Source organism: Pseudomonas sp. S2_B10, from assembly GCF_054668425.1.
Map to the genome: position 1 here is coordinate 3,180,437 of NZ_CP162768.1, position 24,273 is coordinate 3,204,709.

20 protein-coding genes are annotated in these 24,273 nt (G+C 60.3%); 13 read left to right on the forward strand and 7 right to left on the reverse strand.

Translation table 11 applies throughout. The annotated features are described in order from the left end of the window. Nucleotides 1-42 precede the first annotated feature (42 nt). Nucleotides 43-291, forward strand: a complete 249-nt coding sequence (locus AB4O45_RS14295) for a helix-turn-helix domain-containing protein (protein WP_064361629.1) — start codon at nucleotides 43-45, stop codon at nucleotides 289-291. Then, nucleotides 284-1,507 carry a type II toxin-antitoxin system HipA family toxin gene (locus AB4O45_RS14300; RefSeq protein WP_460160217.1) on the forward strand — a complete coding sequence of 408 codons (1,224 nt, stop codon included), beginning with the start codon at nucleotides 284-286 and terminating at the stop codon, nucleotides 1,505-1,507. The genes AB4O45_RS14295 and AB4O45_RS14300 overlap by 8 nt, the downstream gene beginning before the upstream one ends. Nucleotides 1,508-1,510: 3 nt before the next feature. Here the strand turns inward: AB4O45_RS14300 and AB4O45_RS14305 are convergent, their stop codons facing one another. After that, complete coding sequence (locus AB4O45_RS14305) at nucleotides 1,511-2,515, reverse strand: AraC family transcriptional regulator (protein WP_460160218.1); 1,005 nt, start codon at nucleotides 2,513-2,515, stop codon at nucleotides 1,511-1,513. A gap of 100 nt (nucleotides 2,516-2,615) precedes the next feature. Between AB4O45_RS14305 and AB4O45_RS14310 the strand changes: the two genes are divergently transcribed. Then, the gene (locus AB4O45_RS14310) at nucleotides 2,616-3,686 is read left to right on the forward strand and encodes a fatty acid desaturase (RefSeq protein ID WP_460160219.1); all 1,071 of its coding nucleotides are present in this window, start codon (nucleotides 2,616-2,618) and stop codon (nucleotides 3,684-3,686) included. 179 nt (nucleotides 3,687-3,865) lie between these two features. Here the strand turns inward: AB4O45_RS14310 and AB4O45_RS14315 are convergent, their stop codons facing one another. From AB4O45_RS14315 to AB4O45_RS14325, 3 genes are read right to left on the reverse strand one after another with little or no spacing between them, the layout of a single operon-like run. Further along, nucleotides 3,866-5,476, reverse strand: coding sequence for an arylsulfatase (locus tag AB4O45_RS14315; protein WP_460160220.1), 1,611 nt, complete (start codon nucleotides 5,474-5,476; stop codon nucleotides 3,866-3,868). Between the two features lie 14 nt (nucleotides 5,477-5,490). Further along, the gene (locus AB4O45_RS14320) at nucleotides 5,491-6,306 is read right to left on the reverse strand and encodes an ABC transporter ATP-binding protein (RefSeq protein ID WP_041477445.1); all 816 of its coding nucleotides are present in this window, start codon (nucleotides 6,304-6,306) and stop codon (nucleotides 5,491-5,493) included. Next, nucleotides 6,303-7,901, reverse strand: a complete 1,599-nt coding sequence (locus tag AB4O45_RS14325; protein ID WP_460160221.1) for an ABC transporter permease — start codon at nucleotides 7,899-7,901, stop codon at nucleotides 6,303-6,305. The genes AB4O45_RS14320 and AB4O45_RS14325 overlap by 4 nt, the downstream gene beginning before the upstream one ends. Before the next feature lie 396 nt (nucleotides 7,902-8,297). Here AB4O45_RS14325 and AB4O45_RS14330 point away from each other — a divergent pair, with 396 nt between their 5' ends. Further along, a complete protein-coding gene (locus AB4O45_RS14330) occupies nucleotides 8,298-9,311 on the forward strand; it encodes an ABC transporter substrate-binding protein (RefSeq protein ID WP_252868598.1) in 1,014 nt (337 codons plus the stop codon). Nucleotides 9,312-9,411: 100 nt separating this feature from the next. On the opposite strand, the gene AB4O45_RS14335 is transcribed toward AB4O45_RS14330, so the two are convergent. Further along, a complete protein-coding gene (locus AB4O45_RS14335) occupies nucleotides 9,412-10,332 on the reverse strand; it encodes a LysR family transcriptional regulator (protein WP_041477448.1) in 921 nt (306 codons plus the stop codon). 182 nt (nucleotides 10,333-10,514) lie between these two features. Here AB4O45_RS14335 and AB4O45_RS14340 point away from each other — a divergent pair, with 182 nt between their 5' ends. Continuing rightward, nucleotides 10,515-11,423 (forward strand): TauD/TfdA dioxygenase family protein, encoded by a 909-nt coding sequence (locus tag AB4O45_RS14340; RefSeq protein ID WP_056787022.1) that lies wholly within the window; start codon nucleotides 10,515-10,517, stop codon nucleotides 11,421-11,423. Nucleotides 11,424-11,621: 198 nt separating this feature from the next. Here AB4O45_RS14340 and AB4O45_RS14345 read toward each other — a convergent pair whose 3' ends face one another. Together AB4O45_RS14345 and AB4O45_RS14350 are read right to left on the reverse strand one after the other, a co-directional pair. After that, on the reverse strand, nucleotides 11,622-13,238 hold the full coding sequence (locus tag AB4O45_RS14345) for an alkaline phosphatase family protein (protein ID WP_460160222.1): 1,617 nt from the start codon (nucleotides 13,236-13,238) through the stop codon (nucleotides 11,622-11,624). Between the two features lie 178 nt (nucleotides 13,239-13,416). Continuing rightward, the gene (locus AB4O45_RS14350; RefSeq protein WP_460094388.1) at nucleotides 13,417-14,361 is read right to left on the reverse strand and encodes a LysR family transcriptional regulator; all 945 of its coding nucleotides are present in this window, start codon (nucleotides 14,359-14,361) and stop codon (nucleotides 13,417-13,419) included. Between the two features lie 165 nt (nucleotides 14,362-14,526). Here AB4O45_RS14350 and AB4O45_RS14355 point away from each other — a divergent pair, with 165 nt between their 5' ends. From AB4O45_RS14355 to AB4O45_RS14390, 8 genes are all read left to right on the forward strand, one after another. Beyond that, nucleotides 14,527-16,887 (forward strand): TonB-dependent receptor, encoded by a 2,361-nt coding sequence (locus AB4O45_RS14355; protein ID WP_460160223.1) that lies wholly within the window; start codon nucleotides 14,527-14,529, stop codon nucleotides 16,885-16,887. A gap of 22 nt (nucleotides 16,888-16,909) precedes the next feature. Beyond that, on the forward strand, nucleotides 16,910-18,253 hold the full coding sequence (locus AB4O45_RS14360) for an aryl-sulfate sulfotransferase (RefSeq protein ID WP_460160224.1): 1,344 nt from the start codon (nucleotides 16,910-16,912) through the stop codon (nucleotides 18,251-18,253). A 271-nt stretch (nucleotides 18,254-18,524) separates the two neighbouring features. Beyond that, entirely contained in the window at nucleotides 18,525-19,331 is an 807-nt protein-coding gene (locus AB4O45_RS14365; protein ID WP_460160225.1) for an energy transducer TonB, read from the forward strand. Between the two features lie 45 nt (nucleotides 19,332-19,376). Then, nucleotides 19,377-20,102, forward strand: coding sequence for a MotA/TolQ/ExbB proton channel family protein (locus tag AB4O45_RS14370; protein WP_252882984.1), 726 nt, complete (start codon nucleotides 19,377-19,379; stop codon nucleotides 20,100-20,102). A 1-nt stretch (nucleotide 20,103) separates the two neighbouring features. Continuing rightward, nucleotides 20,104-20,505 (forward strand): ExbD/TolR family protein, encoded by a 402-nt coding sequence (locus AB4O45_RS14375; protein ID WP_056787038.1) that lies wholly within the window; start codon nucleotides 20,104-20,106, stop codon nucleotides 20,503-20,505. Nucleotides 20,506-20,868: 363 nt separating this feature from the next. After that, on the forward strand, nucleotides 20,869-21,450 hold the full coding sequence (locus AB4O45_RS14380; RefSeq protein WP_041477456.1) for an alpha/beta hydrolase: 582 nt from the start codon (nucleotides 20,869-20,871) through the stop codon (nucleotides 21,448-21,450). 51 nt (nucleotides 21,451-21,501) lie between these two features. Continuing rightward, entirely contained in the window at nucleotides 21,502-22,422 is a 921-nt protein-coding gene (locus AB4O45_RS14385; protein WP_460160226.1) for a sigma 54-interacting transcriptional regulator, read from the forward strand. A gap of 255 nt (nucleotides 22,423-22,677) precedes the next feature. Continuing rightward, the gene (locus AB4O45_RS14390) at nucleotides 22,678-23,475 is read left to right on the forward strand and encodes a MetQ/NlpA family ABC transporter substrate-binding protein (RefSeq protein ID WP_016772222.1); all 798 of its coding nucleotides are present in this window, start codon (nucleotides 22,678-22,680) and stop codon (nucleotides 23,473-23,475) included. Nucleotides 23,476-24,273: the final 798 nt, after the last annotated feature.

Consider the following 24,273-nt stretch of genomic DNA (forward strand, 5'->3'; position numbering starts at 1 on the left):
TTTTGGTGGATTTGCATTGTAAACAATGCATCTGGGGCGGTGATGGAAAAAATTGGCGAGTTGATCAGAAGCTTGCGTAAGGCTGAAAAGCTGTCCCAGCAAGCTTTGGCGCAGCAATACGGCATGAGCCGCGCAACAATCTCGGGGATTGAAAACAACACAATCTCGGAAATCGGTCTGCGTAAAGTCGAAGCGATTCTTAACGGATTCGGCTACGAATTGGCCGCAATCCCCCGCGCCTCTCGACGGCCGACACTCGACACGCTGCGCAAGGTGAACTTCCATGGCTGAGGCATTGGACCGCTTGCAGGTCTGCGTCGGCGGCCATGAGGTTGGAAGATTGGGGCGCGGGCACGCAGGTGTCGACAGCGTGTTCAGCTATCGGGACGATGCGATTGATGAAAATGCCGTTTCGCTGACCATGCCGACACGCCTGGAAAGTTATGGTTATGAACGCGGCATTCATCCGATATTCGAGATGAATCTTCCTGAAGGTGCGTTGCGCGATGAGTTGGTCCGGCGTTTCAGCAAAGCCGTGCGCGGCTTCGATGACTTCGCTTTACTAAGTATCGTCGGCCCGCATCAACTCGGGCGTCTTTCGATCGCGAGCGCATCGACAACTGATCGTCCACCTGAAACCTCGCTGGCTGAATTGTTGGTTCATGACGGTGCGCAAGGTTTGTTCGAGGATCTTTTGCAGACTTACGGGCAGTATTCCGGAGTTTCAGGCGTGCAGCCCAAAGTGTTGGTGCGTGACAGTGCCGCTGCAATAGACCGACTGACGCACCGAGGCTCGACTCATCTGGTCAAAGCCTTCCGTGCCGAAGAGTATCCCGAGCTGGCAACCAACGAATATTTCTGCCTGCGCGCTGCGCAACTTTGTGGCCTCGACGTGCCGCATTTCGAACTCAGCGAGCATGGCAAATTTCTCGTCATCGAGCGTTTTGACTTGAGCGACACCGGATACCTCGGTTTCGAAGACTTTTGCGTGCTCAACGGCTGGCCGTCGAAGGCCAAATACGATGGCTCTTACGAAGGAGTCGCACGGCAGATCAAGGCGTTTGTTTCGCCCTCATTACTCAAGCACGCACTGGAAGCTTTCTTCAAGATTGTCGCTTTATCGGCGGCATTGAAAAACGGCGATGCCCACCTGAAAAACTTTGGCGTGCTCTATGAGGATTGTGGCGAGCGCGCATTGGTCAGGCTGGCTCCGGCGTACGACATCATCACCACGTCGGTGTACATCAAGAGCGATAGCATGGCACTGCTGTTGGGCGGTTCGAAGGCGTGGCCCAAGCATAAAATGCTTACCAGGTTTGGTCGTACGGCCTGCAATCTAAGTGAAGCGCGTTGCAACCAGTTACTGCAAATGGTCGCGCAGGGTGTACAGCAAGCGCTGGGCGAAATGGCGGAGTACAGCGCAAATCATCCTGCCTTCGCAGAGGTGGGCGCTGCAATGATCGAACAATGGTCGGCCGGTCTGGCGCGCAGCCTGCGCAACAGTTGAAACTCAGCGCAACTGATCCCGAAACTGCCCCGGCGTCATCCCGGTCCAGCGCTTGAACGCGCGGCTGAAGCTGCTGGTGTCAGCGAATCCCAGCAGATAGCTGACTTCACTCAAGGAGCACTGCGGGTCGCGCAAGTGCAGCAGCGCCAGATTCTCGCGGCTTTCGTTGAGCAGGGTGTCGAAGCGACAGCCCTCATCCGCCAGATGCCGTTGCAGGCTGCGCAGGCTCAGGTGCAAGGCTTGGGCGATGCGTTCGGCGCTCGGTTCGCCTTCGGGCAGTTGTTCTTCAATGGCATCGCGCACCTTGCGCTCCCAGGTCAGCGGTTTGAGCTGGGCGAGGGTGCGTTTGAGTACGGCTTCGTTGTGCTCGGCCAGTTCCGGGTTGGCGTCGTCGAGGTGGCTGTCGAAGTCGCCGAGGGCGAATTCCAGGCGGTCTTCGGTGGCGGAAAAATACACTGGCGCGCGGAAGACTTTGTGCCATTGCTGGGCATCGCTCGGTTCGGGGCGGCGCAAGTACACCGCCAGCGGTGCGTAGTCACGGCCGAGGCGATTGCGGCAGGTGCGCACGTAGATCGCCGTAAATGCGTCGATGGCTTCGAAGGCCGGCGCCGGGTTGCCGGGCGGAATTTTCAGGCGAAATTGATAACGGTCATTGCTACGGCTCAGCTCCAGCTCCAGCGCATCGCTGACCACCGGATGATAACGCACGATGCGTTCGAACACTTCGCGCAAGCTGCCGCTCGCCACCAGCGCATAACCAAGCGCGTGGAACGTGGTCGGGCTGACGAAACGCGACACGCGCAAGCCCAGCGCCGGGTCGCCGCTGGCTTCAACGGCGAGCGCCCACAGGCGCGTGGTACCGGATAGCGGATAGCGCGCATTGGGGTCGTCCATCAGCGTTGGGTCGAGCCCGGCCTGTTGGCACAAGGCAAGGCTGTCCAGCCCGAGCGCGTCGAGTTGTTTGCGCAAGGCGCGGGTCCAGCTGGCGAGGGAGGTCGGTTCCTTCATGCGGATTGGCGCGTCCGGTCAACAGGTTGGCGTTCTTGGCTAGCGCGGATCGAACCCCGGCAAGGCACGATGCATTCATCTTAGACCCGAGGATGGAAGCATGGACGGTACTTCTGCAAGCCCTGAACGACTGAATGCGGCGCAGCGCTCGGCACATATTCGCCAAGTGGTGTTGGCCAAGGGTGCGCAATTGCGTGAGCGCTACCCGATTCTTCAGCATCAGGATGCCCTCGGTGCGGGGATTCTGGCGTTCGCGCTGGCCGGGATGATCGGCTCGGCGGCGCTGTACATCACTGGCCATATGGCTTGGTGGGTGTGCCTGCTGTTCAATGCTTTTTTCGCCTCGCTGACCCATGAGCTGGAACACGACCTGATCCACAGCATGTACTTCCGCAAACAGCGCGTACCGCACAACCTGATGATGGGCCTGGTCTGGCTGGCGCGGCCGAGCACGATCAACCCGTGGATCCGTCGCCACCTGCACCTCAACCATCACAAGGTTTCCGGCACTGAAGCCGACATGGAAGAGCGCGCAATCACCAATGGCGAGCCGTGGGGGTTTGCCCGTCTGCTGATGGTTGGCGATAACGTCATGTCGGCGTTTATCCGCCTGCTCCGCGCCAGGACCTGGGCACACAAGTGGAGCATCGGCAAGCGCGTGCTCAAGGTCTACGCACCGCTGGCGCTGCTGCATTGGGGAGCGTGGTACGTGTTTCTCGGCTTTCACGGGGCCAACGGCATCGCGCATTTGCTCGGCTCGCCCATCGAGTGGTCGGCCACCACGCTGTCGGTGATGCAGGTGATCGATATCGCCGCCGTGGTGATCATCGGCCCCAACGTGCTGCGCACTTTCTGCCTGCACTTCATCAGCTCGAACATGCATTACTACGGCGACGTCGAACCGGGCAATGTGCTGCAGCAATGCCAGGTGCTGAACCCGTGGTGGCTGTGGCCGTTGCAAGCGTTCTGCTTCAACTTCGGCAGCAGTCACGGAATTCATCATTTCGTGGTCAAGGAGCCGTTTTACATTCGTCAGATGACTGTGCCGGTGGCGCACAAGGTGATGCGCGAGATGGGTGTGCGCTTCAATGATTTCGGCACGTTTGGCCGGGCGAACCGGTTTGTGCGCGGAGATGAGGAAGTGGTGTCCGGGGAGGCGGTGGAGGCCTGAAAGATGCCCCTCACCCTAACCCTCTCCCAGGGGAGAGGGGACTGATCCAGCTGTTTATGCTGGATACATCGACCTGAAATTTCGAGCCGACCTCAGGTTGGAAAAGCATGAAGATCTGCTCCCTTTCCCCCTCCCCCTCAGGGAGAGGGCTGGGGGTGAGGGGGGCTTTTGATCTTGGTTCAATCCGGCTGAAACGGCGAAGCACTGAGGATCACCCCGGTCTCTTCTACATACCGCTGCCAATGCCCGATCAGGTCAGTGAGTTTCTGCGGCTGACTCAACGCCAGATCATGAATCTCCCCTGGATCATTCGCCAGATCATAAAGCTGCCAGGTCGCTGGCCCGACCGGCCCGGGGATCCATACCGCTTTCCACGAGCCCTGGCGAATCGCCCGGCGTCCGAACAATTCCCAACCGGTGACCGTATGCTCGTCATGCACCTGCGCGGTCTCGCCGGACAGGAAGCCCAGCCACGACTTGCCGCGCAGTGGCGCCACGGCTTTGCCTTTCCACTGTTTGCCCGGATGCCGCACGCCAGCCAGATCGAGAATGGTCGGGGTGATGTCCATCACCGTGCCGAAACCATGGCTGATCTGCCCTTTCAGCGGCAATTGTGGATAGTGCAGCAGCGCCGGCACGCGGATCCCGCCCTCGGTGGTGAAAGCCTTGAACAAGCGTGACGGCGCGGTTGCCACTTGCGCCCAGTTCGGCCCGTACCAGATGTAGGAATTGGCCCGGCCGATGTTGTCGAGGCTGTTGTCGTAATGCTGGTTGAGGTAGGTCATCAGCTCCGGGCCGAATTTGGGGAACGCTTCCAGCAGCGCGCCTTCGGCACCGTTGTCGGACATGAACAGGATGAAGGTGTTGTCGAGCTGGCCTTGCTGGCGCAGGTAATCGACGACCCGGCCGATGTTCCAGTCCATGCGCTCGACCATCGCCGCGTAGACCTCCATGGCTCGTGCGGAAATCTGCCTTTGTTCATCGCTCATCGCGTCCCACTGCGCGCTGAGCTGAATCAGCGGGTGCGGTTCGACGTCTGCCTCGATCAGACCCAGTGCCTTGAGTTTTTCCAGGCGTTCGAGGCGCAGCACTTGTGGGCCGGCGTCATAGCGGCCACGGTATTTCTCGACGATCTCGGCCGGTGCCTGCAGCGGCCAGTGCGGCGCGGAGAAGGGCAGGTAAGCGAAGAACGGCCGGGTCTGATCGCGTTCCTTGAGGTACTGCAGCAGCTTGTCGCCGAAGGCATCGGAGGAATAGAAATCCTTCGGCAACTCGTCAACAAACTGATCGTCCTCGATGTACAGCGCCGGGGTGGATTTCAGCAGGCCCGGCGTTTGCTCATCGTAGGTCGGCTCGAAACCATAGTGGTTGGCAGCGCCCGGCAACAGTGAAAACGAGCGCTCGAAACCGCGCGCATGGGGCGCCAGTTCAGCCTTCAGACCCAAATGCCATTTGCCGCTCATCAAGGTTTGATAGCCAGCCTCGCGCAGCAGCTCGGGCAGGGCGACGACGCGGTCATTCAGGTAGCCTTCGTAGCCAGGTTTGCCGATCAGTTCCGGGGTCAACGCTTCGGCCATGGTGCCGATGCCGGCGATGTGGTGATCGGTGCCGGTCAGCAGCATCGAGCGCGTCGGCGAGCAGGTCGGTGCGGTGTGGAAATCGGTCAGGCGCAGGCCGTTCTCGGCCAGCGCATCGAGGTTCGGCGTAGCGATTTCGCCGCCGAACGCACCGATGTCGGAAAAGCCTAGGTCGTCGGCCAGAATCACTAGAAAGTTGGGACGTTGCGGCATCGCGAAACTCCTGTTCAGCAGGCAATGAACGTCAGCGGCAGATCGCGGATCTGCACCGGTGCGCTCGGTTGGTAATGGTCATCACTGGTCAGCTCGTGCAGCAGTTCTTCGCGCAGCTGATGAAAGTCGTAACTGCTGCGCTGGCGCGGGTGCGGCAGGGCGATGTCGACCACTTGCTTGATCCGCCCCGGACGCGGCTCCATCACCACCACGCGATCGGCCAGAAAAATCGCTTCCTCGACATCGTGGGTCACCAGAATCGTGGTGATCTTTGCTCGTTCGCGGATTGCCAGCAGTTCGTCCTGCATTTGCTGGCGGGTCAGTGCGTCGAGGGCGCCGAAGGGTTCGTCGAGCAACAGGATTCGCGGGCTGGCGACGAGACCGCGAGCAATCGCCACGCGCTGCGCCATGCCGCCGGAGAGTTGATGCGGATAGGCCGCGGTGAAATCGCTGAGGCCGACCAGCTCGATAAAGTCTTTGATGCGTTGTTGTTTCTGCGCTCCGCTCAGCGGTTCATTGACCAGACCGAGGCCGATGTTGTCGGCGACCGTCAGCCACGGAAACAGACGATGTTCCTGAAAGACGATACCGCGCTCGCCGCCGATGCCGCTGACGGCCTTGCCATCGACACTGATCTGTCCGCGAAACTCGGTGTCGAGGCCGACCAGCAAACGCAGCAAAGTGGATTTGCCGCAGCCGCTGGAGCCGACGATGGCGACGAATTCGCCCTCGGCAATGTCCAGGTTGAATTCGCGAATCGCCTCCAGTTCGAAACCGTTGACGGCGAAGGATTTGCCTACGTGGTTGAAGCTGACAATCGGTGCGTTCATGCGTGTCTCCAGCGGGTCGCGCGAATTTCCAGGCGTTGGCCGCTCAGGTTGAGCAGGGCGCCGGTGAGGCCGACCAGCAGCATGCCGGCCATGATCAGATCCATGCGCAACAGCTGCTGCGCGCCGATCATCTGGCTGCCGATGCCGCCATTGGACGGCATGAAATATTCAGCGCCGATGGTGCCGAGCCAGGCGTAGATCAGGCTCAATCGCAGCCCTGCGAAAATCCCCGGCGCAGCGCCGGGCAGCACCAGTCGACGCAGGCGCTGGCCGAGCCTCAGGCGCAGCACTTGCGCGGCTTCGTTGAGTTGCGGCGAGAGATTGGCGACGCTGCGCTGGGTGGCGACGAACAGCGGGAAGAAGGCGGCGAGAGCGACGAACACCCACTTGGCCAGTTCGCCGAGACCGAACCACGCGGTGAGCAGTGGCACCCAGGCGAAAATCGCAATCTGGCGCAGTGCGGCGAGTGTCGGGCCGAGCAGGCGTTCGCTGAAACGCGACAGGCCGAGGAGCAAGCCCAGGGCGAAGCCGAGGCCGCCACCGATCAGCAAGCCGCCCAGGGTGCGGCTCAGGCTCAGCGCCATGCCGTTGACCAGCGTGCCGTCGAGCAATCCGTCCCATGTCGTGCTCAGCACAGCCGCAGGGCTGATCAGAATATTCGCGTCGACCCACTGCTGATCATTGGCCGTTTGCCAAAGCGCCAACAAGCCTAGCGGCAACAGCCACGGTTGCAGGCGTTGCCAGCCCTGATAGCGCGGGCCGCGAGTGATTTGCGCGGTGGCCGGGTGCGGCCAGTGCACCAGTCTGCGGTCGAGAAGGCCGATGCCGCGATCCATGGCCACACCGATCAGACCGATGACCACGATGCACACGAACACGATGTCGAGCATGAACAGCTGCCGCGCCCAGACCATCAGATAGCCGATGCCTTCACTGGAGGCCAGCAGCTCGACCGCCAGCAACGAGGTCCAGCCGGCGGCGAGTGCCAGGCGCACGCCAGCCATGAACGCCGGCAGCGCAGCGGGAAGCACCAGACGACGAATCAGCAGACGCGGCGGCAGGCGCAACACGGCGGCGGCTTCGCGCAGTTTCGGTTGCGCATCGCGCACGCCAACCAGTGTGTGCAAGGTCACCGGCACCACAATGGCCTTGATCAGCACCACCAGTTTCAGCACTTCGCCGATGCCGAAGAACACCATGAACAGCGGAATCCACGCCAGCGTCGGCACCTGCGCCAATCCAGCGAATGTCGGAAAAACCAGGCGCTCCAGACGTCGACTGAAGCCCAGTGCGGCGCCAAGCACCGCGCCGGTCGAAACGCCTGCCAACAAGCCCCAGAACAACCGTTGCAGGCTGATCCACAAATGACTCCACAACTCGCCTTGGGCCAGTTCCACAGCGCTGCTCCACACCAGCGATGGCGCCGGCAGGATCTGCTCGCTCATCCACTGATTGCGCGCGGCCAGCCACCACAGGACGAACAGGCTGACGGGCAACAGCCAGGGCAACAGGCGTTGATTCAGGCTCGGCCAGGTGCGACGGCTTTTCAGCGGCAGCGCGGCCAGCGGCAGACTGAGCAGGGATTGACGGGCCATGGGTGACCTCCGTTGTCGGGTTGCATGGCGAACCGCTTTTCATGTGGGAGCGAGCCTGCTCGCGAATGGCTGTTTCAGGCAGCACTGATGTCGGCTGGTATGGCCTATTCGCGAGCAGGCTCGCTCCCACACTGGGTTTCGTCATATATGTAACTGATCTAACAAAGTTGCGTTCGATGCTATCGGGAGATAAGCGAATCCATTTAAGGCTTGCCTGCTTACGCGCATCCAATGCATTCGAAGAATATTTTCGATGCTGTTAATGCATATCGCGCTGCAAACCGCACACGCCCTCGCTTAGCTCATATGGATATAAAAATGTGCATTTATAGTATTTAAGTGAAGGTGTGCATCCGGCCTACTTTCGGCTCCTCAGCGATCAAGGAGCCGCACCCCATGAACCTTCCCTTCAAACGAATCATCAGCCTGCTGGCCGCCCCGGCGCTTGCAGGCTTTCTTGCGCTTGGCGCCCAAGCCGAAGAACTCAAGGAAATCCGCATCGCGGTGCCCGACCTCAGCGCCGGCACTCAACACAGCGGCGGCGGCATCGTCGATGTGCTGCGCGATCAGCAGATCTTCGAAAAGGCCTTCGCCGAGCAGGGCATCAAGATCCAGTGGAGTTTCTTCAAGGGCGCAGGGCCGGTGATCAATGAGGCGTTTGCCAATGGGCAGGTCGATCTGGCCTATCTCGGTGATCTGGCCGCGATCATCGGCAAGTCCAACGGTCTGGACACGCGCCTGCTCAGCGCGACGGCGCGTGGGGTCAAGCAATACCTCGGCGTGGTGCCCGGCTCGGGGATCAAGACCTTGCAGGATCTCAAGGGCAAACGCGTGGCGATCTTTCGCGGGACGGCGACGCAGCTGTCGTTCGATGCGGCGCTGGCCAGTCAGGGCCTGAGCGAGAAGGATCTGAAGGTGATCAATCTGGATTTCAACGCGGCGGTTTCGGCACTCGCGGCCAAGCAGATCGATGCCTCGTGGGGCAGCTCCGCGCTGAGTGCCTTGCAAGCCAAAGGCCTGGCGGAATTGCCGCTCAACACCAAGGACCTTGGCGGCGCTGGCAGCGTGCAGGCGGTGCTGCTGGGTAATGGCAAGTTTGTCGACGCCCATCCTGAGGTCATTGCGAAACTGCTCAAGGCGCAGCAGCAAGCGGTCGAGTGGCTGACGCAGGACAGCAACAAGGACGCCTATGTGCAGCTGGTATCAGGGCTGGCCAGTTATCCGCCGGTGATTCTGGCTCAGGATCTGAAGGACCAGAATCTCAGTGAGATTTTCCCGTCGACACTGGATCCGGTGTTCTTGAGCGGCCTGCAGGACAAGGTCGACCTGGCGGCGCAGCAGAAGCTGATTCGCAAGCCGTTCAAGATCAGCGATTGGGTGGCGCCTGAACTCTCAGCCGCCAAGCTTTAGATCTCCAGCGTCTTCGCTGCCCTCTTCGCGAGCAGGCTCGCTCCCACATTGGATGTGTACACAGGTCCTGTGTGGGAGCGAGCCTGCTCGCGAAAGGGTTTCAGACAGCGACGCTGACGTCCTGCCGATCCACCGCAATCAACGTCTCGATCATTGCCCTCGCTGCTGGTGATAGTCGAAACCCGGTGCGGCTGACGATGCCGCAACGGGCGTTCATGCTTTCGAGGTTCTGCGGCAGGTTGCGCCAGTGCAGCAGCACCAGCGAGCCCTTGGCGACATCCTCGGCAAACGCCTCCTCGGTACCGACACCTATCGCATTGGATTGCAGCACCACTTTGACCAGTGCCGGAAAGTGCTCGGTCTCGATGGTCGGCGAGAAATCGATGCGCCCGCTCAGGTTCGCCAGCAGCTTGCGAATGCCCGGCGGGATCAGTGTGGCGGCCAGCGGGTAGTCGAACATGTCGTTGGTCGACAGGCTTTCCTTGGCCAGCAACGGATGCCCCGGTCGGCAGAAAAACACGCCGCGCTTGGGCGTCAGCGGTTGCGTCTGGAAATTCGGGTCGGACTCGAAATGGCGGATGTCGGCGATGAAGAATTCGATCTCTTCGCGGCTCAGCGCACGGCTGAGTTTTTCCCAGTTATCCACTTGAAAACAGGTGCGCACTTTCGGGTGCGCATTGATGAACTGCGCCACCGCATCCGGCACCAGTTTCACTGCCGGCGCCGGGCCGCAGCCGAAGTGCACTTCGCCAGCGTCGAGCTTGGTCATCTGCGTCACTTCGGCGCTGAGCAAAGCTGCGCCCTGCACCAGGCTCAGGGCGTGTTGCAGCACCACCTGGCCTTCGGGCGTAGGGCGCAGATCCTTGTTGCCGCGATCGACCAGCACGCAACCGAATTCCTGCTCCAGCCCCTGAATGCTGCGGCTGAACGCCGGTTGAGTGATGCCCATGGCGTCTGCCGCACGGACAAAACTGCGGTGTTCGTTAAGGGCGATGAAGTAGCGCAACTGGCGAAGATCCATATGCTTTTCCGGCATCCTAAAAATAGCTCGAAGGCATTTGCGACGAGGGTTGCTTGAGGTTTTAAATGCAAGCTCTTATTCCGTCAACGAAGCATGTGATTATCTATTAGATGTAAATGGAATATAGATAGAGCGTTGTTTCGCTGCCGTCAAAACCGCAAGCCGTCGATGAGGGTCTTCCCATGAGCAATGCCGCACTCGCTGTAAAACCCGTTTCTCACGCGCTGGAAATTCACCCGGTGGCCGGTCGTATCGGTGCCGAAATCCGCGGCGTTCACCTGTCCGGTGAGCTGGACGCCGCCACTGTCGAAGCCATCCAGCAAGCCTTGGTCGAATACAAAGTGCTGTTCTTCCGCGAGCAGACGCAACTCGACGATCAGCGTCAGGAAGCCTTTGCCCATCTGCTTGGCGAACCGGTGGCGCACCCGACCGTGCCGGTGCGTGAAGGCACTCGCTACCTTCTGGAGCTGGACGGCGCCGAGGGCCAGCGCGCCAATTCCTGGCACACCGACGTGACCTTCGTTGATGCCTATCCGAAAGCATCGATCCTGCGCTCGGTGGTTGCGCCGGCATTCGGCGGCGATACGCTGTGGGCCAACACCGCGACCGCTTACAGCGGTTTGCCGAGCGAGCTGCGTGAGCTGGCCGACAAACTGACCGCTGTGCACAGCAACGAGTACGACTACGCCGGGGCGAAGCCGGACGTCTCGGCAGAGAAGCTGGAGCGCTATCGCAAAGTCTTCACCTCGACCGTCTACGAAACCGAGCACCCGGTGGTGCGCGTGCACCCGATCAGCGGCGAAAAGAGCCTGCTGCTGGGGCATTTCGTCAAGCGCATCAAAGGTTATTCGCAGGCCGATTCGGCGCACCTGTTCGGCTTGCTGCAGAGCCATGTAATCCGCCAGGAAAACACCGTGCGCTGGCGCTGGCAGGCCGGTGACGTGGCAATCTGGGACAACCGCTCGACGCAGCATTACGCGATTGATGATTACGGCACCCAGGATCGCGTGGTGCGCCGGGTGACGCTCAAGGGCGAGGTGCCGGTGGGGGTGAATGGGCAGCGCAGCCAGACCATCAAAGGTCGTGATTGAAGATCAAGAGCCCCTCACCCCAGCCCTCTCCCAGAGGGAGAGGGAGCCGACCGAGTTATCTAGCGTTATGCATCGACCTGAAAGACCTTATCGATTATGGATTCGGTGAAGCTGGATCAGGTCGGTGCACCTCTGAAATATCCCCCATTCAGTCCCCTCTCCCCTCCGGGAGAGGGTTAGGGTGAGGGGCTCTTCCCGCTACCAAACACCAATCTGAACAACCTTCTCGGTTTCCGGTTCGCCATAACGAAACCGCTGCCCGCGCAAATCGATCTCCGGATGGCTGATCGTCGTCCGCCGCTTCAATCCACGCATCCACTCAAACAGATACCCCGCATGCTCCTCGCGCACCGCCGCGTACGCCGGGTCCTCGCCCAGATCATTCAGTTCCTGCGGATCATTCAACAGATCAAACAGCTGCGGTCGAAAGCCGTCGTACGCCAGGTATTTCCAGCGCTTGCTGCGCACCATGGTCATGCGGCAACGGTCGATCGGCTGGCCGAGACGTTCCCGCGCCGGGGCCTGGAAGGCGTAGTCGTATTCGCTGATTGCATAGCGGCGCCAATCGGGATTTTCCCCGTGCAGCAACGGGATCAATGAACGCCCTTCAAGCCGATGCTCTGCTGCCGGCAATCCCAGTGCTTGAAGAAATGTCGGCAGCGCATCGATGGTTTCTGCCAAGCGCTCATCGACAGTGCCGCGAGTGACATCCGCCGCCCCCCGAGGATCGCGCACGATCAACGGCACACCCACCGCCTGCTCCAGCAAAAACTCCTTCTCGCCGAGCCAATGATCGCCGAGGAAATCGCCGTGATCGCTGGTGAACACGATCAACGTGTCATCCCAGCGCCCGTTGCTCTGTAGAAAATCGAACAGTCTCCCCAACTGATCATCCACTTGCTTGATCAGGCCCATGTAGGTGGGGATTACATTCAATCGTACTGAATCGCGGGAGAAGTTGCGGCTTTCCTCATGTTGGCGAAAGGCAGTGTATACGGGGTGTTTGCTGGCTTCGGAGAGCGTCGCGCGGATCGGTTGCAGAATCGATTTCGTACTGTACAAGGCGTGGTATGGCGCCGGTACGATATAGGGCCAGTGCGGTTTGATGTACGAGAGGTGTAAACACCAGGATTTTTCGCCTTGCTCAGCGATGAAGTCGATGGCGCGATTTGTAGTGTAGACAGTCTCTGAGTGTTGCTCGGGAATTCGTGCTGGCAAATTCGCATGACGCATTTTCCAGCCGCTGAGGATTTCACCGTTCTCGCCTTCGGCGGCATTCGCCCAGTCGTGCCAGGGATTCTTGCCATCGAAGCCCTGCGCGCGCAGGTATTGGGTATAGGGCGCGGATTCGCGCTTGTCGTCGAATGACGGATCGTCGGGGTAGATGCCGTCGTGGCGCAGGTACGGTTCGAAGCCGAGCTCATTGAGCAACTCGGCGTGCGCGCTTTGCGGGTTGATCGCCAGCCGCTGCAAGGCGTCGACATTGGCCGTCGCATGGGTCTTGCCGACCAGCGCGGTGCGGATGCCGTGAGGTCGCAGGTAATCGCCGATCGTCAATTCATCCAGCGGCAACGGCACCGAGTTCCAGGCCACTTGATGACTGCTGACATAGCGCCCGGTGTAGGCCGACATCCGCGACGGGCCGCAGATCGTGCCTTGGGTGTAGGCACGGCTGAAACGAACGCCTTCGGCAGCGAGGCGATCGATGTTCGGTGTGTGCAGATGCGGGTGGCCGTAGCAGGACAGGTAATCGCGGCGCAGTTGATCGCACATGATGTACAGCACGTTGCGCACGGGGTTGGATGGGGTGGGCATGGAGTTCACCGGTCAGTGGGACAGGTGAGGGTTTTCGCTGTCGGTGGGGGTTTTCGGCAAGTGCATTTGGGGAATGGTTTTTATGCAGCGATTGCATCAGCCTCTTCGCGAGCAGGCTCGCTCCCACATTTGAAATGCGTATTCCTGTGGGAGCGAGCCTGCTCGCGAAGGGGCCAGCTCAGACCGCGAAATTCTCCAGCGAACACACCTCCTCATCCTCCGCATCAATCGCCTTGATCTGTTCGATCATCGCCTCGGCCAGTGGCGACAACCGATACCCCGCGCGGCTGACAATCCCATAGCGGGTGTACAGCTCCTCCAGATCATCCGCCAGGCCTTCGATCTTCAAACAGACCAGCTCACCCTTGGCCAGATGCAGCGCATCGGAATACGCGCCGACAATTCCGATCGCCTCCGAACGCAGCACCACGCTCAACAGCGTCGAACCGTTTTCGCATTCCACATTCGGGGTGAAATCAGGGCGGCCGCTGAGGTCGACGATGACCTTGCGCAGGTTCGGCGGGCGAATGCTTACGGCCAGTGGATAACTCAGCAACTGCTCGGCGGTGATGCGTTCGAACGCCGTCAGCGGATGCCCGGCGCGGCAGCAGAAATGCCATTTGCGCGCCCGCAAGCGATGGGTCTGGTAGTCCGGATCCGCCTCGAATTGCCGGGTGTCGGCGACGAAGAATTCGAACTCTTCGCTGAGCAGGCGTTTGCTCAGACTTTGCCAGTCATCGACCTGAAACTGCACCCGTGCTTTCGGGTAGCGACCGATGAACGCGCCGATCGCGCGCGGGATCAATCCGGCCGCCGGCGCCGGCCCGCAACCGAAGCGCAACTCCCCGGCTTCGAGGCCGTTGAACTGGCTGATCTCGTTGGCCATCTGCTGCGCACCACTGACCAGTCGCCGTGCGTGTTCGAGCAGGACCTGGCCCTGTTTGGTCGGCGGCAATTCCTTGCGTCCACGGTCGACCAACTGGCAGCCGACGCTGTGTTCCAGCGCCTGAATGCTGCGACTGAACGCCGACTGCGACAGGTTCACCGCCTGCGCGCCAGCGACGAAGCTGCGTTGTTCAGCGAGCGCGATGAAGTGACGAAGTTGGCGCAAGTCGATATGCATTTTTCACATAAAAAATATCCGGGAAATGCATTGGATATGCATTAGGTCGACTCCTTATAAAGGCAATCTCTTATGCAGTAAATATTTGTAAATCCATAAATAAATAACTTAAAAGAATATGCAGCGCTGAAGATGTCTGTGTGTTTTTTGACCAGGAGCCGCGCCATGAGTCCGTTGAACCTTGCGTCCCCCCCATCAACCCGACGGCTCAAACGCCTGCCTTTGGCCCTGTTGCTGGCAGGCAGCGCCAGCTGGACTCACGCTTATGCCGCAGAAACCGAAACACCGGCGCCGGTTCCGGCAGGCACCGCGGCGGCCAATGGTTCACAGCTGGAAACGGTGACCGTCACCACCCGCCGCCGCGAAGAAAGCTCGCAAGACGTGCCGACGCCGATGAGCGTGGTCAGCGGGCAGAATCTGGAGACGCAACGGGTTTACCGGATTCAGGACTTGCAGCAACTGGTGCCCAGCGTCAACGTCGCTTACATGCATGCGCGGCAGTCCAGCGTGTCGATCCGTGGCCTCGGTAACAACCCGGCCAGTGATGGCCTGGAAGGCAGCGTTGGCCTGTACATCGACAACGTTTATCTGGGCCGTCCGGGTATGGCAGTGTTCGACTTGATGGATATCGAGCAGCTTGAGGTCTTGCGCGGGCCGCAGGGCACGCTGTTCGGCAAGAACACCACCGCCGGGGTCATCAATATCAGCACCCGCGCGCCCAGTTTCACGCCTGAGCGCAGCATCGAAACATCGGTCGGCGAGGACGGTTATTTCCAGACCAAGGGCACGATTTCCGGGCCGCTCAACGATCAACTGGCCGGGCGCTTCTCGGCGTATCGCACGCGCAGTGACGGTGACATCAAGAACGAATATGACGGCCACGACCTCAACGGCGGCTCCCGCGAGGGCTTCCGCGCGCAGCTGTTGTTCAAGCCCAATGAAAATTTCAATCTGCGCTGGATCGGCGATTACAACGAAGAAGATTCCAGTGCCGGCACCCGCGTGCTGTACAACACCGGGCCGACCATCAACGGCGTCAATCTGTATGAATCGCGGGCCAGCGCGGCCGGGGCGACGCTGGTCAACGGCCGGCATCGCAAGGTCAATCTCGACAATGACCAGCACGTCACCGTGCATCAGGGCGGCACTTCAGTGGAAGCCAACTGGACGTTGCCGAGCGACTTCACCCTGACGTCGGTCAGCTCTTATCGTTTCTGGAATTTCACCCCGCGCAACGATGACGGCCTCAATGTGCCGGCCAGTTACAACGCCGGTGTGTCGGTGGAAGACAAACAGTATTCGCAGGAATTTCGCCTGGCCTCGCCCAAGGGCGAGTTCTTCGATTACGTGGTCGGCGCCTACTATTTCGGCTCGGACCTGGACAACAAATCCTTCGCCTATTACGGCCCGCAAGCGGATATCTGGAACGGCACGCCGGCAGGCGCCCTGGCCAACGTCAGCAGCGTCGGCAACGGCCATATCAAGACCGACAGTTTCGCCCTGTTTGCCCAAGGCACCTGGCACCTGAGCGAGCGGCTGGATTTCACCGCCGGGGTGCGTGGCACCTACGAGGAGAAAAACGCCTCGGTCGGCCGCACCGCGCCGGTCGGCGGTGTAGCTGTGGCCGGCGCGGCAGCCAATGCGCGTCGCGGCCGTGCCGGCGTCTACGATTCCGGAGACTTGAATCAGTACAGCTCCAGCCCCTCGGGACTGCTCAACCTGAGCTATCGCATCACCGACGATGTGCTCGGTTACGCCACGCTGTCCCACGGCGAGAAATCCGGCGGGGTCAACCTTGCGGTCGGCTCCGCACCTACCGCTGGCGCCGACTCGTTATTGATCGGCACCGAGCGCGCCAACAACGCCGAACTCGGCTTCAAAAGCACCCTGTGGGATCGCCGCCTGCAACTCAACGCCAACGTGTTCTGGACCCAGGTCAACGCTTACCAGACCAACGCCTACGACGCCGCCAACCGCGTGCAATACCTGACCAACGCAGGCTCGGTGCGCTCGCGCGGCATCGAGTTCGAAAGCACCGTGGTGCCGCTGCGTGGCCTGACCCTGAATTTCAACGGTTCGTACAACGACGTCAGCTACCTCTCGTACAAGGATGCACCGTGCCCGCCGGAAGTCAGCCAGGCCCCAGGCGCACCGGCCTCCTGCGACCTCAGCGGTCATCAAGTGGTCGGCGCATCGAAATGGATCGGCAACGCCAACGGCGAATACAAATGGAATCTGGATAACGGCTTCGAACCCTACGTCACCGGCAGCTACGCGTTCCGCTCCAAAGCGGTGGGCACGGTCGAGGATTCCGACTACGGGCAGATCCCCAGTTACGCGGTGGTCAACTTCTCTACCGGCCTGCGCGGCGATTTCAATCAGGGCCAGTGGGACGTCTCGCTGTGGCTGAAAAACGCCTTCGACAAAACCTATTACACGACCCTGTGGACCGGCGGTAACGGCGGCTATGAAGGCCTGCTCGGCACCCCGCGCACCCTCGGCGTTACCGGTCGCTACGACTTCTGATTTGCCTTCAAGGAGCTGCACCATGTTGCCCATCAAAAGCGCTTTACCCCTGCTGCTATCCGGCGCAGTCCTGAGCAGCGGTGCTTTCGCCGCGCCCAGTGTGTACCCGACTGGAGTCACCCGTTATGACCCAGACAAGGCGTTTAACCAGTACGTGATCTTCAGCGGTGCCGACAAACAGACGCACCTGATCGACATGAACGGCAACGAAGTGAAGACCTGGCCGCAGGCAGGTTTCCCGTCCGCAATCATCGATCCGCAACTGGTCGGCGGTAAACGCGGCCATGTGCTGCTGCAATTGAGTGACAAGGACCCCGGCAAGCTCGGCTCGGCGGGCAATGGCCTGGGCAACCAGAGCGTCGGCGAACTCGACTGGGACGGCAAAGTGGTTTGGCAGTGGGGCGACAAGGCTCCTGGTGGCGCGGCGCAGCAACATCACGATCAGCGGCGCTTGAGCAATGGCAACACCGTGGTGCTGGCGAACAAGGTGCACAAGGTCACAGGCTTCAAGGCGCCCGAAGTAATCGATGATGTGATCTACGAAGTCAGCCCCGACGGTGCAGTGAAATGGCAGTGGCTGGCCTCGGATCATCTGAGCGAATTCGGCTTCACTGCCGAGCAATTGAAACTGGTGCGCGCCAGTGACAATCCGGATTACCTGCACATCAACAACCTCAGTCTGGTCGGGCCGAACAAGTGGTTCGACGCCGGTGACAAGCGCTTCAGTCCGGACAATCTGTTGATCGATTCACGCAACGCCAACTTCATCGCCATCATCGACAAAAGCAGCGGCAGAGTGGTCTGGCGGCTGGGGCCGAATCTGCCGCTGATCAATCCGAAAACCGCGCAGAAACTGGCGCGTCCGGTCGATCAGTTCGTCGGCCAGCATGACGCGCACATCATCCCCGCCGGGCTGCCCGGCGCCGGCAATCTGCTGGTGTTCGATAACCAGGGCTCGGCGGGCTATCCAAACGTCACCCTTGGGTTGATATCCGGCTCGCGGGTGCTGGAAATCGACCCACAGAAAAACCAAATCGTCTGGCAGTACAGCGCGGCCAATACGAAGCAGCCGGGCTGGGCGTTCTATAGCTCGTTCATCAGCAGTGCGCGGCGGTTGCCCAACGGCAACACGTTGATCGACGAAGGCATGAACGGACGGTTTTTCCAGGTAACCGCCAGTGGTGAAAACGTTTGGGAATACGTCAGCCCGTATCTGGGCAAAGCGCCGGGCAGCGATGCAATCAGCAACTGGGTGTATCGAGCGCTGCCGGTGAGCTATGACTGGGTGCCTGCCGGTACACCGCGTTCAGAGACTGCAGTGATCGCGCCCGCTGTCGGCGTGCAGCAAACCAATGCCAGCCGTTGAAGGGCGCGGATGGATGCCGTGGACGAATACTTTTCATGCCGCAAAGGCATGCGATTTACGGCTCATCGCTGCAGCCCTTGTAGCGCGTGGCCTCGGTGAAAAAGGCCGATTTGTATATTCCATGCAGATCTATACATAACTTCAAAGATTACTTTCGGTGATAAGCGTTCAGGCCCAATGATTGCCCCGTCGACTACGCCGTGGGGGCTTCACGAATGGCGAGACGATCGCTTTGGCTAGTAGAACGAAAGAGACCGCAGGGAGTTGAACAATGGGCAATGTCCAGACCGCCGCCAGCGCAGGGGAATTGCTGTGGCGGCACACGCCGAGTGGCGAACTGGTCGATCTTGGCCGGCCGCACCGGGTGCCGTTGGGGCAGTTGCGTTTGCAGCGTGCGCCCAAGGGCATTTTGAGTCGGCGCGAAACCCTTCTGCTCGGTGTGCTCGCGTTGATTGTGCACGGTGCGGTGATTTATTGGGTCAGCCAGAAACCGACGCCGGTGCTGCCGGTGGTACCGCCGGAAATTCCGCCGATGACCATCGAGTTTTCACGCCCGGCTCCGCCCGCGCCGCCGGTTGTTGCGCCGCCGCCGCCGCCGGCGCCGGTGGTCGAACCGCCACCGCCAGTGGAAGACGAATTGGCGGTAAAACCGCCGCCGCCCAAGCCGATTCCCAAACCCAAGCCGGTGGTCAAGGCGCCGCCCAAACCCGCGCCCAAGCCGGTGGAGCAAGCGCCAGCGAAACCGGCAGCCCCGGTCGCCGCGTCAGCGCCTCCTGCGCCACCGGCACCGGCGCCCGTTACCCCGGCTTCAGCCAACGCTGCGTATCTGAAAAATCCGGCACCGGAATATCCGTCACTGGCCCAGCGTCGCGGTTGGGAAGGCACGGTGTTGTTACGCGTGCATGTGTTGGCCAGCGGCAAGCCGGGCGAGATCCAGATTGCCAAAAGCAGCGGCCGCCAGCAGCTTGACGACGCTGCGCTGAATGCTGTGAAGCGCTGGAGTTTCGTCCCGGCCAAGCAGGGTGATGTCGCCCAGGACGGCTGGGTCAGCGTGCCCATCGATTTCAAGATTCATTAAACCGAAACCAAATTCGCGCGAAATGTTTACACGAGGGAACACATCATGACGTTACTGGCATCTCCACTGGAATCCATCGAAAGCGCGGTGATCTGGCTGCTGGTGGTTTTTTCCGTCGCCACCTGGGGCCTGGCATTGCTCAAGGCCGTGCAGTTCGGTCGTCTGAAGGCGCAGGACCGGCGCTTTCACAAACGGTTCTGGGCCGCGTCGAGTCTGGATGCCGCCGCCGAGCTGAGCGAAACCCAGCCCGGCGCCGCAGCGCGAGTTGCGCAGGCCGGTTACGCAGCAATCCAGGTGGGCGAGGCGCCGCAGGCGAGTGATCTGAGCCAGGCGATCAACCATCAGGATCGCCTCGAGCGCGCCTTGCGCCAGCAGATCGTCCGCGAGCGGCGCTCCCTGGAAACCGGTCTGGCAGTGGTCGCGAGTATTGGCAGCACCTCGCCGTTCATTGGTCTGTTTGGCACGGTGTGGGGAATCATGGAGGCCTTGAAAGGCATCAGCGCCGCCGGTTCGGCGAGCCTGGAAACGGTGGCCGGCCCGATCGGTGCGGCACTCGTCGCGACCGGCGTGGGGATCGCCGTCGCGGTGCCGGCGGTGCTGGTTTACAACTATTTTTTGCGAAGGCTGAAACTGACCGCCGCGGATCTGGATGACTTCGCCCACGACTTCTACAGCCTGGCGCAGAAGAGCGCGTTCCGCGTGCTGATCCACCCGACCGCACACAAAGTGGCAACGTCGGGCAACGCGGCAAAAGTGAAGGAGGCGTCCTGATATGGCCTTCTCCACGCAAGACACGGATGAGGTGCTCAGCGAAATCAACGTGACGCCGCTGGTAGACGTGATGCTGGTGCTGCTGGTGGTGTTTATCGTCACCGCGCCGCTGCTGACCAACGCGATCCCGATCAACCTGCCGAAGACCGAAGCGGTGGCACCGGTCGAGCAGAAGGATCCGCTGGTGGTGAGCATCGACGGCGTCGGCAAACTGTTTATCAACAAGGACGAGATTCAGCCCGACTTGCTCGAATTCAACCTCAAGTCGGCCAAAGCCAAGGACCCTGAGGTGCGCGTGCAATTGCAGGCCGATGACGGGGTGAATTACGGCGAAGTGGCGCGTGCCATGGCTTCGATCGAACGGGCGGGGATTACCAAGTTGTCGGTGATCACCGCGCGGTGACAGATTTTCGTTTTTCCGGGGCCGTCTCCTTGGCAGGGTGCGGCCCTTTTTTTGCGTTCAGTTTTTGAAAAGCCCCTCACCCTAGCCCTCTCCCGGAGGGAGAGGGGACTGACCGGGTTGTCTGGCGGCTATACACCGATATGAGAAATCCAGTCGAACTCAAGATTTGAAGAGCCTGAAGATCAGCCCCCTTTCCCCCTCGCTCCCTGGGGGAGAGGGCTGGGGTGAGGGGGAAGAATCTCACGCCCTACACAGATCACATATTCGATACAGGTCTTAATAAATAGCTTCTTATTCCTTAACGAATATAACTCCTCTCCCTATACTCGACCCGGAACAGACACGACGCAGGAGAGCTTCCCCATGCGCAACGAATCAATCCGCTACCTGATTGTGCCGGGCTGGCAAGGATCGCCAGAAGATCATTGGCAAAGCCATTGGCAGAACAGCCTGCCGAACAGCGCACGGGTGGAACAGGCCGATTGGCTGACGCCGCGTCGTGAGGACTGGGTCGCCGCGCTGGCCGAAGCGATTGCCGCCGACAGCACGCCAGTGATCCTCATCGCTCACAGCCTCGGTTGCATCACCGTTGCCCACTGGGCGGCGACTGCGCCGCTGCAATACCTGCGTCAGGTGCGCGGGGCGTTGCTGGTTGCGCCGGCCGATGTCGAGCGTCCTGCCTGTGCGCCGGCACTGCGCAATTTCGCGCCGATCCCGACGGATCTTTTGCCGTTTCCCAGTCAGGTCGTCAGCTCCGACAACGACGCCGCCGTCAGTGCCCCGCGCGCGCTCGAACTGGCACGCAACTGGGGGGCGGAGGCGGGGATTCTTGCCGGTGCCGGGCACATCAACGTCAAGTCCGGGCATCAGCGTTGGGAGCAGGGTTTCGCCTATCTCTATCGCCTGCAAAACCGCCTGGAAGACCACGCCCGCCGTCGCGCCTGATCTAATTTTTCAACGCCCCCGTCGGCTGGCGGTTTTGGGCGGGAGCCTGCCATGAGTTTTGAAACCTTCGGTCAGCCCTTGCTGACCTTTCCCGATGCGGAAAAAAGCCCTCTGAGCATTCGCGCCAAGGCGCTGGTGTTCGTCGATCCACGCTCGAGGCAATTGCGCGAGGAATTGGAGCAGTTGGCTCCCCGTTCGATTTCAGTGTTGATTCGCGGTGAGACTGGCACCGGTAAAGAGCTGCTCGCCCGGCATATCCATCGCGCCAGTGACCGCAGCGGTCTGTTCGTTTCGGTGAACTGCGGCGCGATCAGCCCGACCTACGCCGACGCCGAGCTGTTCGGCTACGCCGCCGGCAGTTACAGCGGTTCGGCCAGCAGCCGCGCCGGCTGGTTCGGTTCGGCCAACGGCGGCACCTTGTACCTGGATGAGATCGGCGACCTGCCGCTGCCTATCCAGGTCAAGTTGCTCGCGGCATTGGAAAACCACGAAGTCACCCGCGTCGGTGCGCATCAGCCGAGCCCGGTGGATGTGCGCCTGGTGGCGGCGACCAGCATCGATCTGGCCCAGGCCGTGGACGCGGGAAAATTCCACGAGCGTCTCTATCACTATCTCAGCGAGGGTCATCTGGAGCTGCCGGCGTTGCGCGCACGCACCGGCGATATCCTCTCGCTCGCCGAGTATTTCCTTGGCATCTACAGCCAGCGTCTTGACCTGCCCGTGCCGCTGATCGGCGAAGCCGCGCAACATGTGCTCGAACAACACAGCTGGCCGGGCAACACCCGCGAGCTGGAAAACGTCATTCATTTCGCTCTGCTGGTCAGCGCCGGCGACGATATTCTGCCGGAACATCTGAATCTGCCGCCGGTGCTGACGCAGATCGAAAGCCAGATCAAACAGATCCTGACCACCGGCTCCCCCGCTGACCAAGCCGCGCTCAAGCAACTTCTGGCGGACGCCAAACTTCTGTAGGAGCTGCGGCACGCTGCGATCTTTTGATCTTCAGCTGTCTCAAAGCCTTGAAAATCAAAAGATCGCAGCCTTCGGCAGCTCCTTCAGTTGAGGTAGAGCTGTATGAACAAAATGGAATATGAAGCTGAATAAACGTTATTGTCCGGGAATAAAAAATCCGGGTATTGTCCGCCTCACGCCAGCGATATCACTTCACTGGCACACGTATTAAATGCCGTCGTCGATGACGACCGTGATTTTCGATAAGGACACTGCATGAAAAAGGTTCTGTTGTTTACCGCATTGGCGGCTGCGCTGACGGCTTCTTTCGCCAACGCCGGCGAGAAACTGGTGGTTGCCGCAACGCCGGTGCCCCACGCTGAAATCCTTGAGCTGATCAAACCGACCCTGGCCAAAGAAGGCGTGGATCTGGAAATCAAGGTCTTCACCGATTACGTGCAACCGAACGTACAGGTTGGTGAAAAGCGTCTGGACGCCAACTATTTCCAGACCCTGCCGTACCTGAACAGCTTCAACCAAGGCAAATACAAGGACGACAAGTCCAAGTACCTGGTGACCGTGCAGGGCGTCCACGTTGAACCGTTCGGTGGCTACTCGAGCAAGTACAAAACCTTGGCCGAACTGCCGGATGGCGCCACCATCGCCATCCCGAACGAAGGCAGCAACAGCGGCCGTGCGCTGATCCTGCTGCAGAAGGCCGGTCTGATCGAACTGAAAGATCCGAAAAACGCTCTGGCAACGCCGAAAGACATCGCCAAGAACCCGCACAACTTCAAGTTCAAGGAACTGGAATCGGCGCTGCTGCCGCGCGTGCTGAAAGAAGTTGATCTGGACATGATCAATACCAACTACGCGCTGGAAGCCAAGCTCAACCCGCAGAAAGATGCGCTGGTGATTGAAGGCGCTGACTCGCCATACGTGAACTTCCTGGTGGCCCGTGAGGACAACAAGAACAGTGACGCGATCCAGAAACTGGCCAAGGCCCTGACCAGCCCGGAAGTCAAAGCGTTCATCGAGAAGAAGTACAGCGGCGCGGTATTGCCGGCGTTCTGATCTGACGCTTGAGTGAATCCGCTTCAGACGTGAAAACGCCGATGGCCAGTGATGGTCATCGGCGTTTTTGTGTGTCTTGAAAAGCCCCTCACCCTAGCCCTCTCCCAGAGGGAGAGGGGACCGATTGGGGGATGCTGTAGAGGCCCGCCGACCTGTTCGTGCGTCGCTGAATCCATAATCGACTCGGTTCGTCAGGTCGATGTACGACGAAAGACACCACGGTCGGCCCCCTCTCCCTTCGGGAGAGGGTTGGGGTGAGGGGCTTTCGACTTACGCTGTAGTCTTCAACGCCCGGCGCAACGCCCTGAGCAATTTCACAATGTCCTGCGGATCCAGCCGCTGCGGCACTTTTACGTCCATGTTGTTCTTCCTTGTGGTGGATGGGCCGGAGAGTCTGGCCAAAAGCTGTGGGTCCTTGGAGGTCTTTCCTGAAAAAAAGATCCGTCCTACAGCGCAAGGAAAAATAGCCGTCTTATTCCTTCCCGGCAAACCCGCAGAATAATGTTTAAGCGAGATGAATGTGGGCAGCCCAGATGGGCTAAGCAAAATGCGGTCACCCAATATGTGCGCAAAGAGCTGAGTGATGACACCCGGCCTGAGAGTGTGATTGGTGAAGGGGGCAAGTGGTTGGGGTGATTGCCCGTTGGATCAGCGGTGAGGCTCGCCCCTCACCCCAGCCCTCTCCCAAGGGAGAGGGAGCCGATGTCTGGGCTTTTCAAAATCAGGTTCGACTTCAGGCTTTCAGGTCGGCGTAACTCTCGCAAACAACTCGGTGAAGTCCCCTCTCCCTCTGGGAGA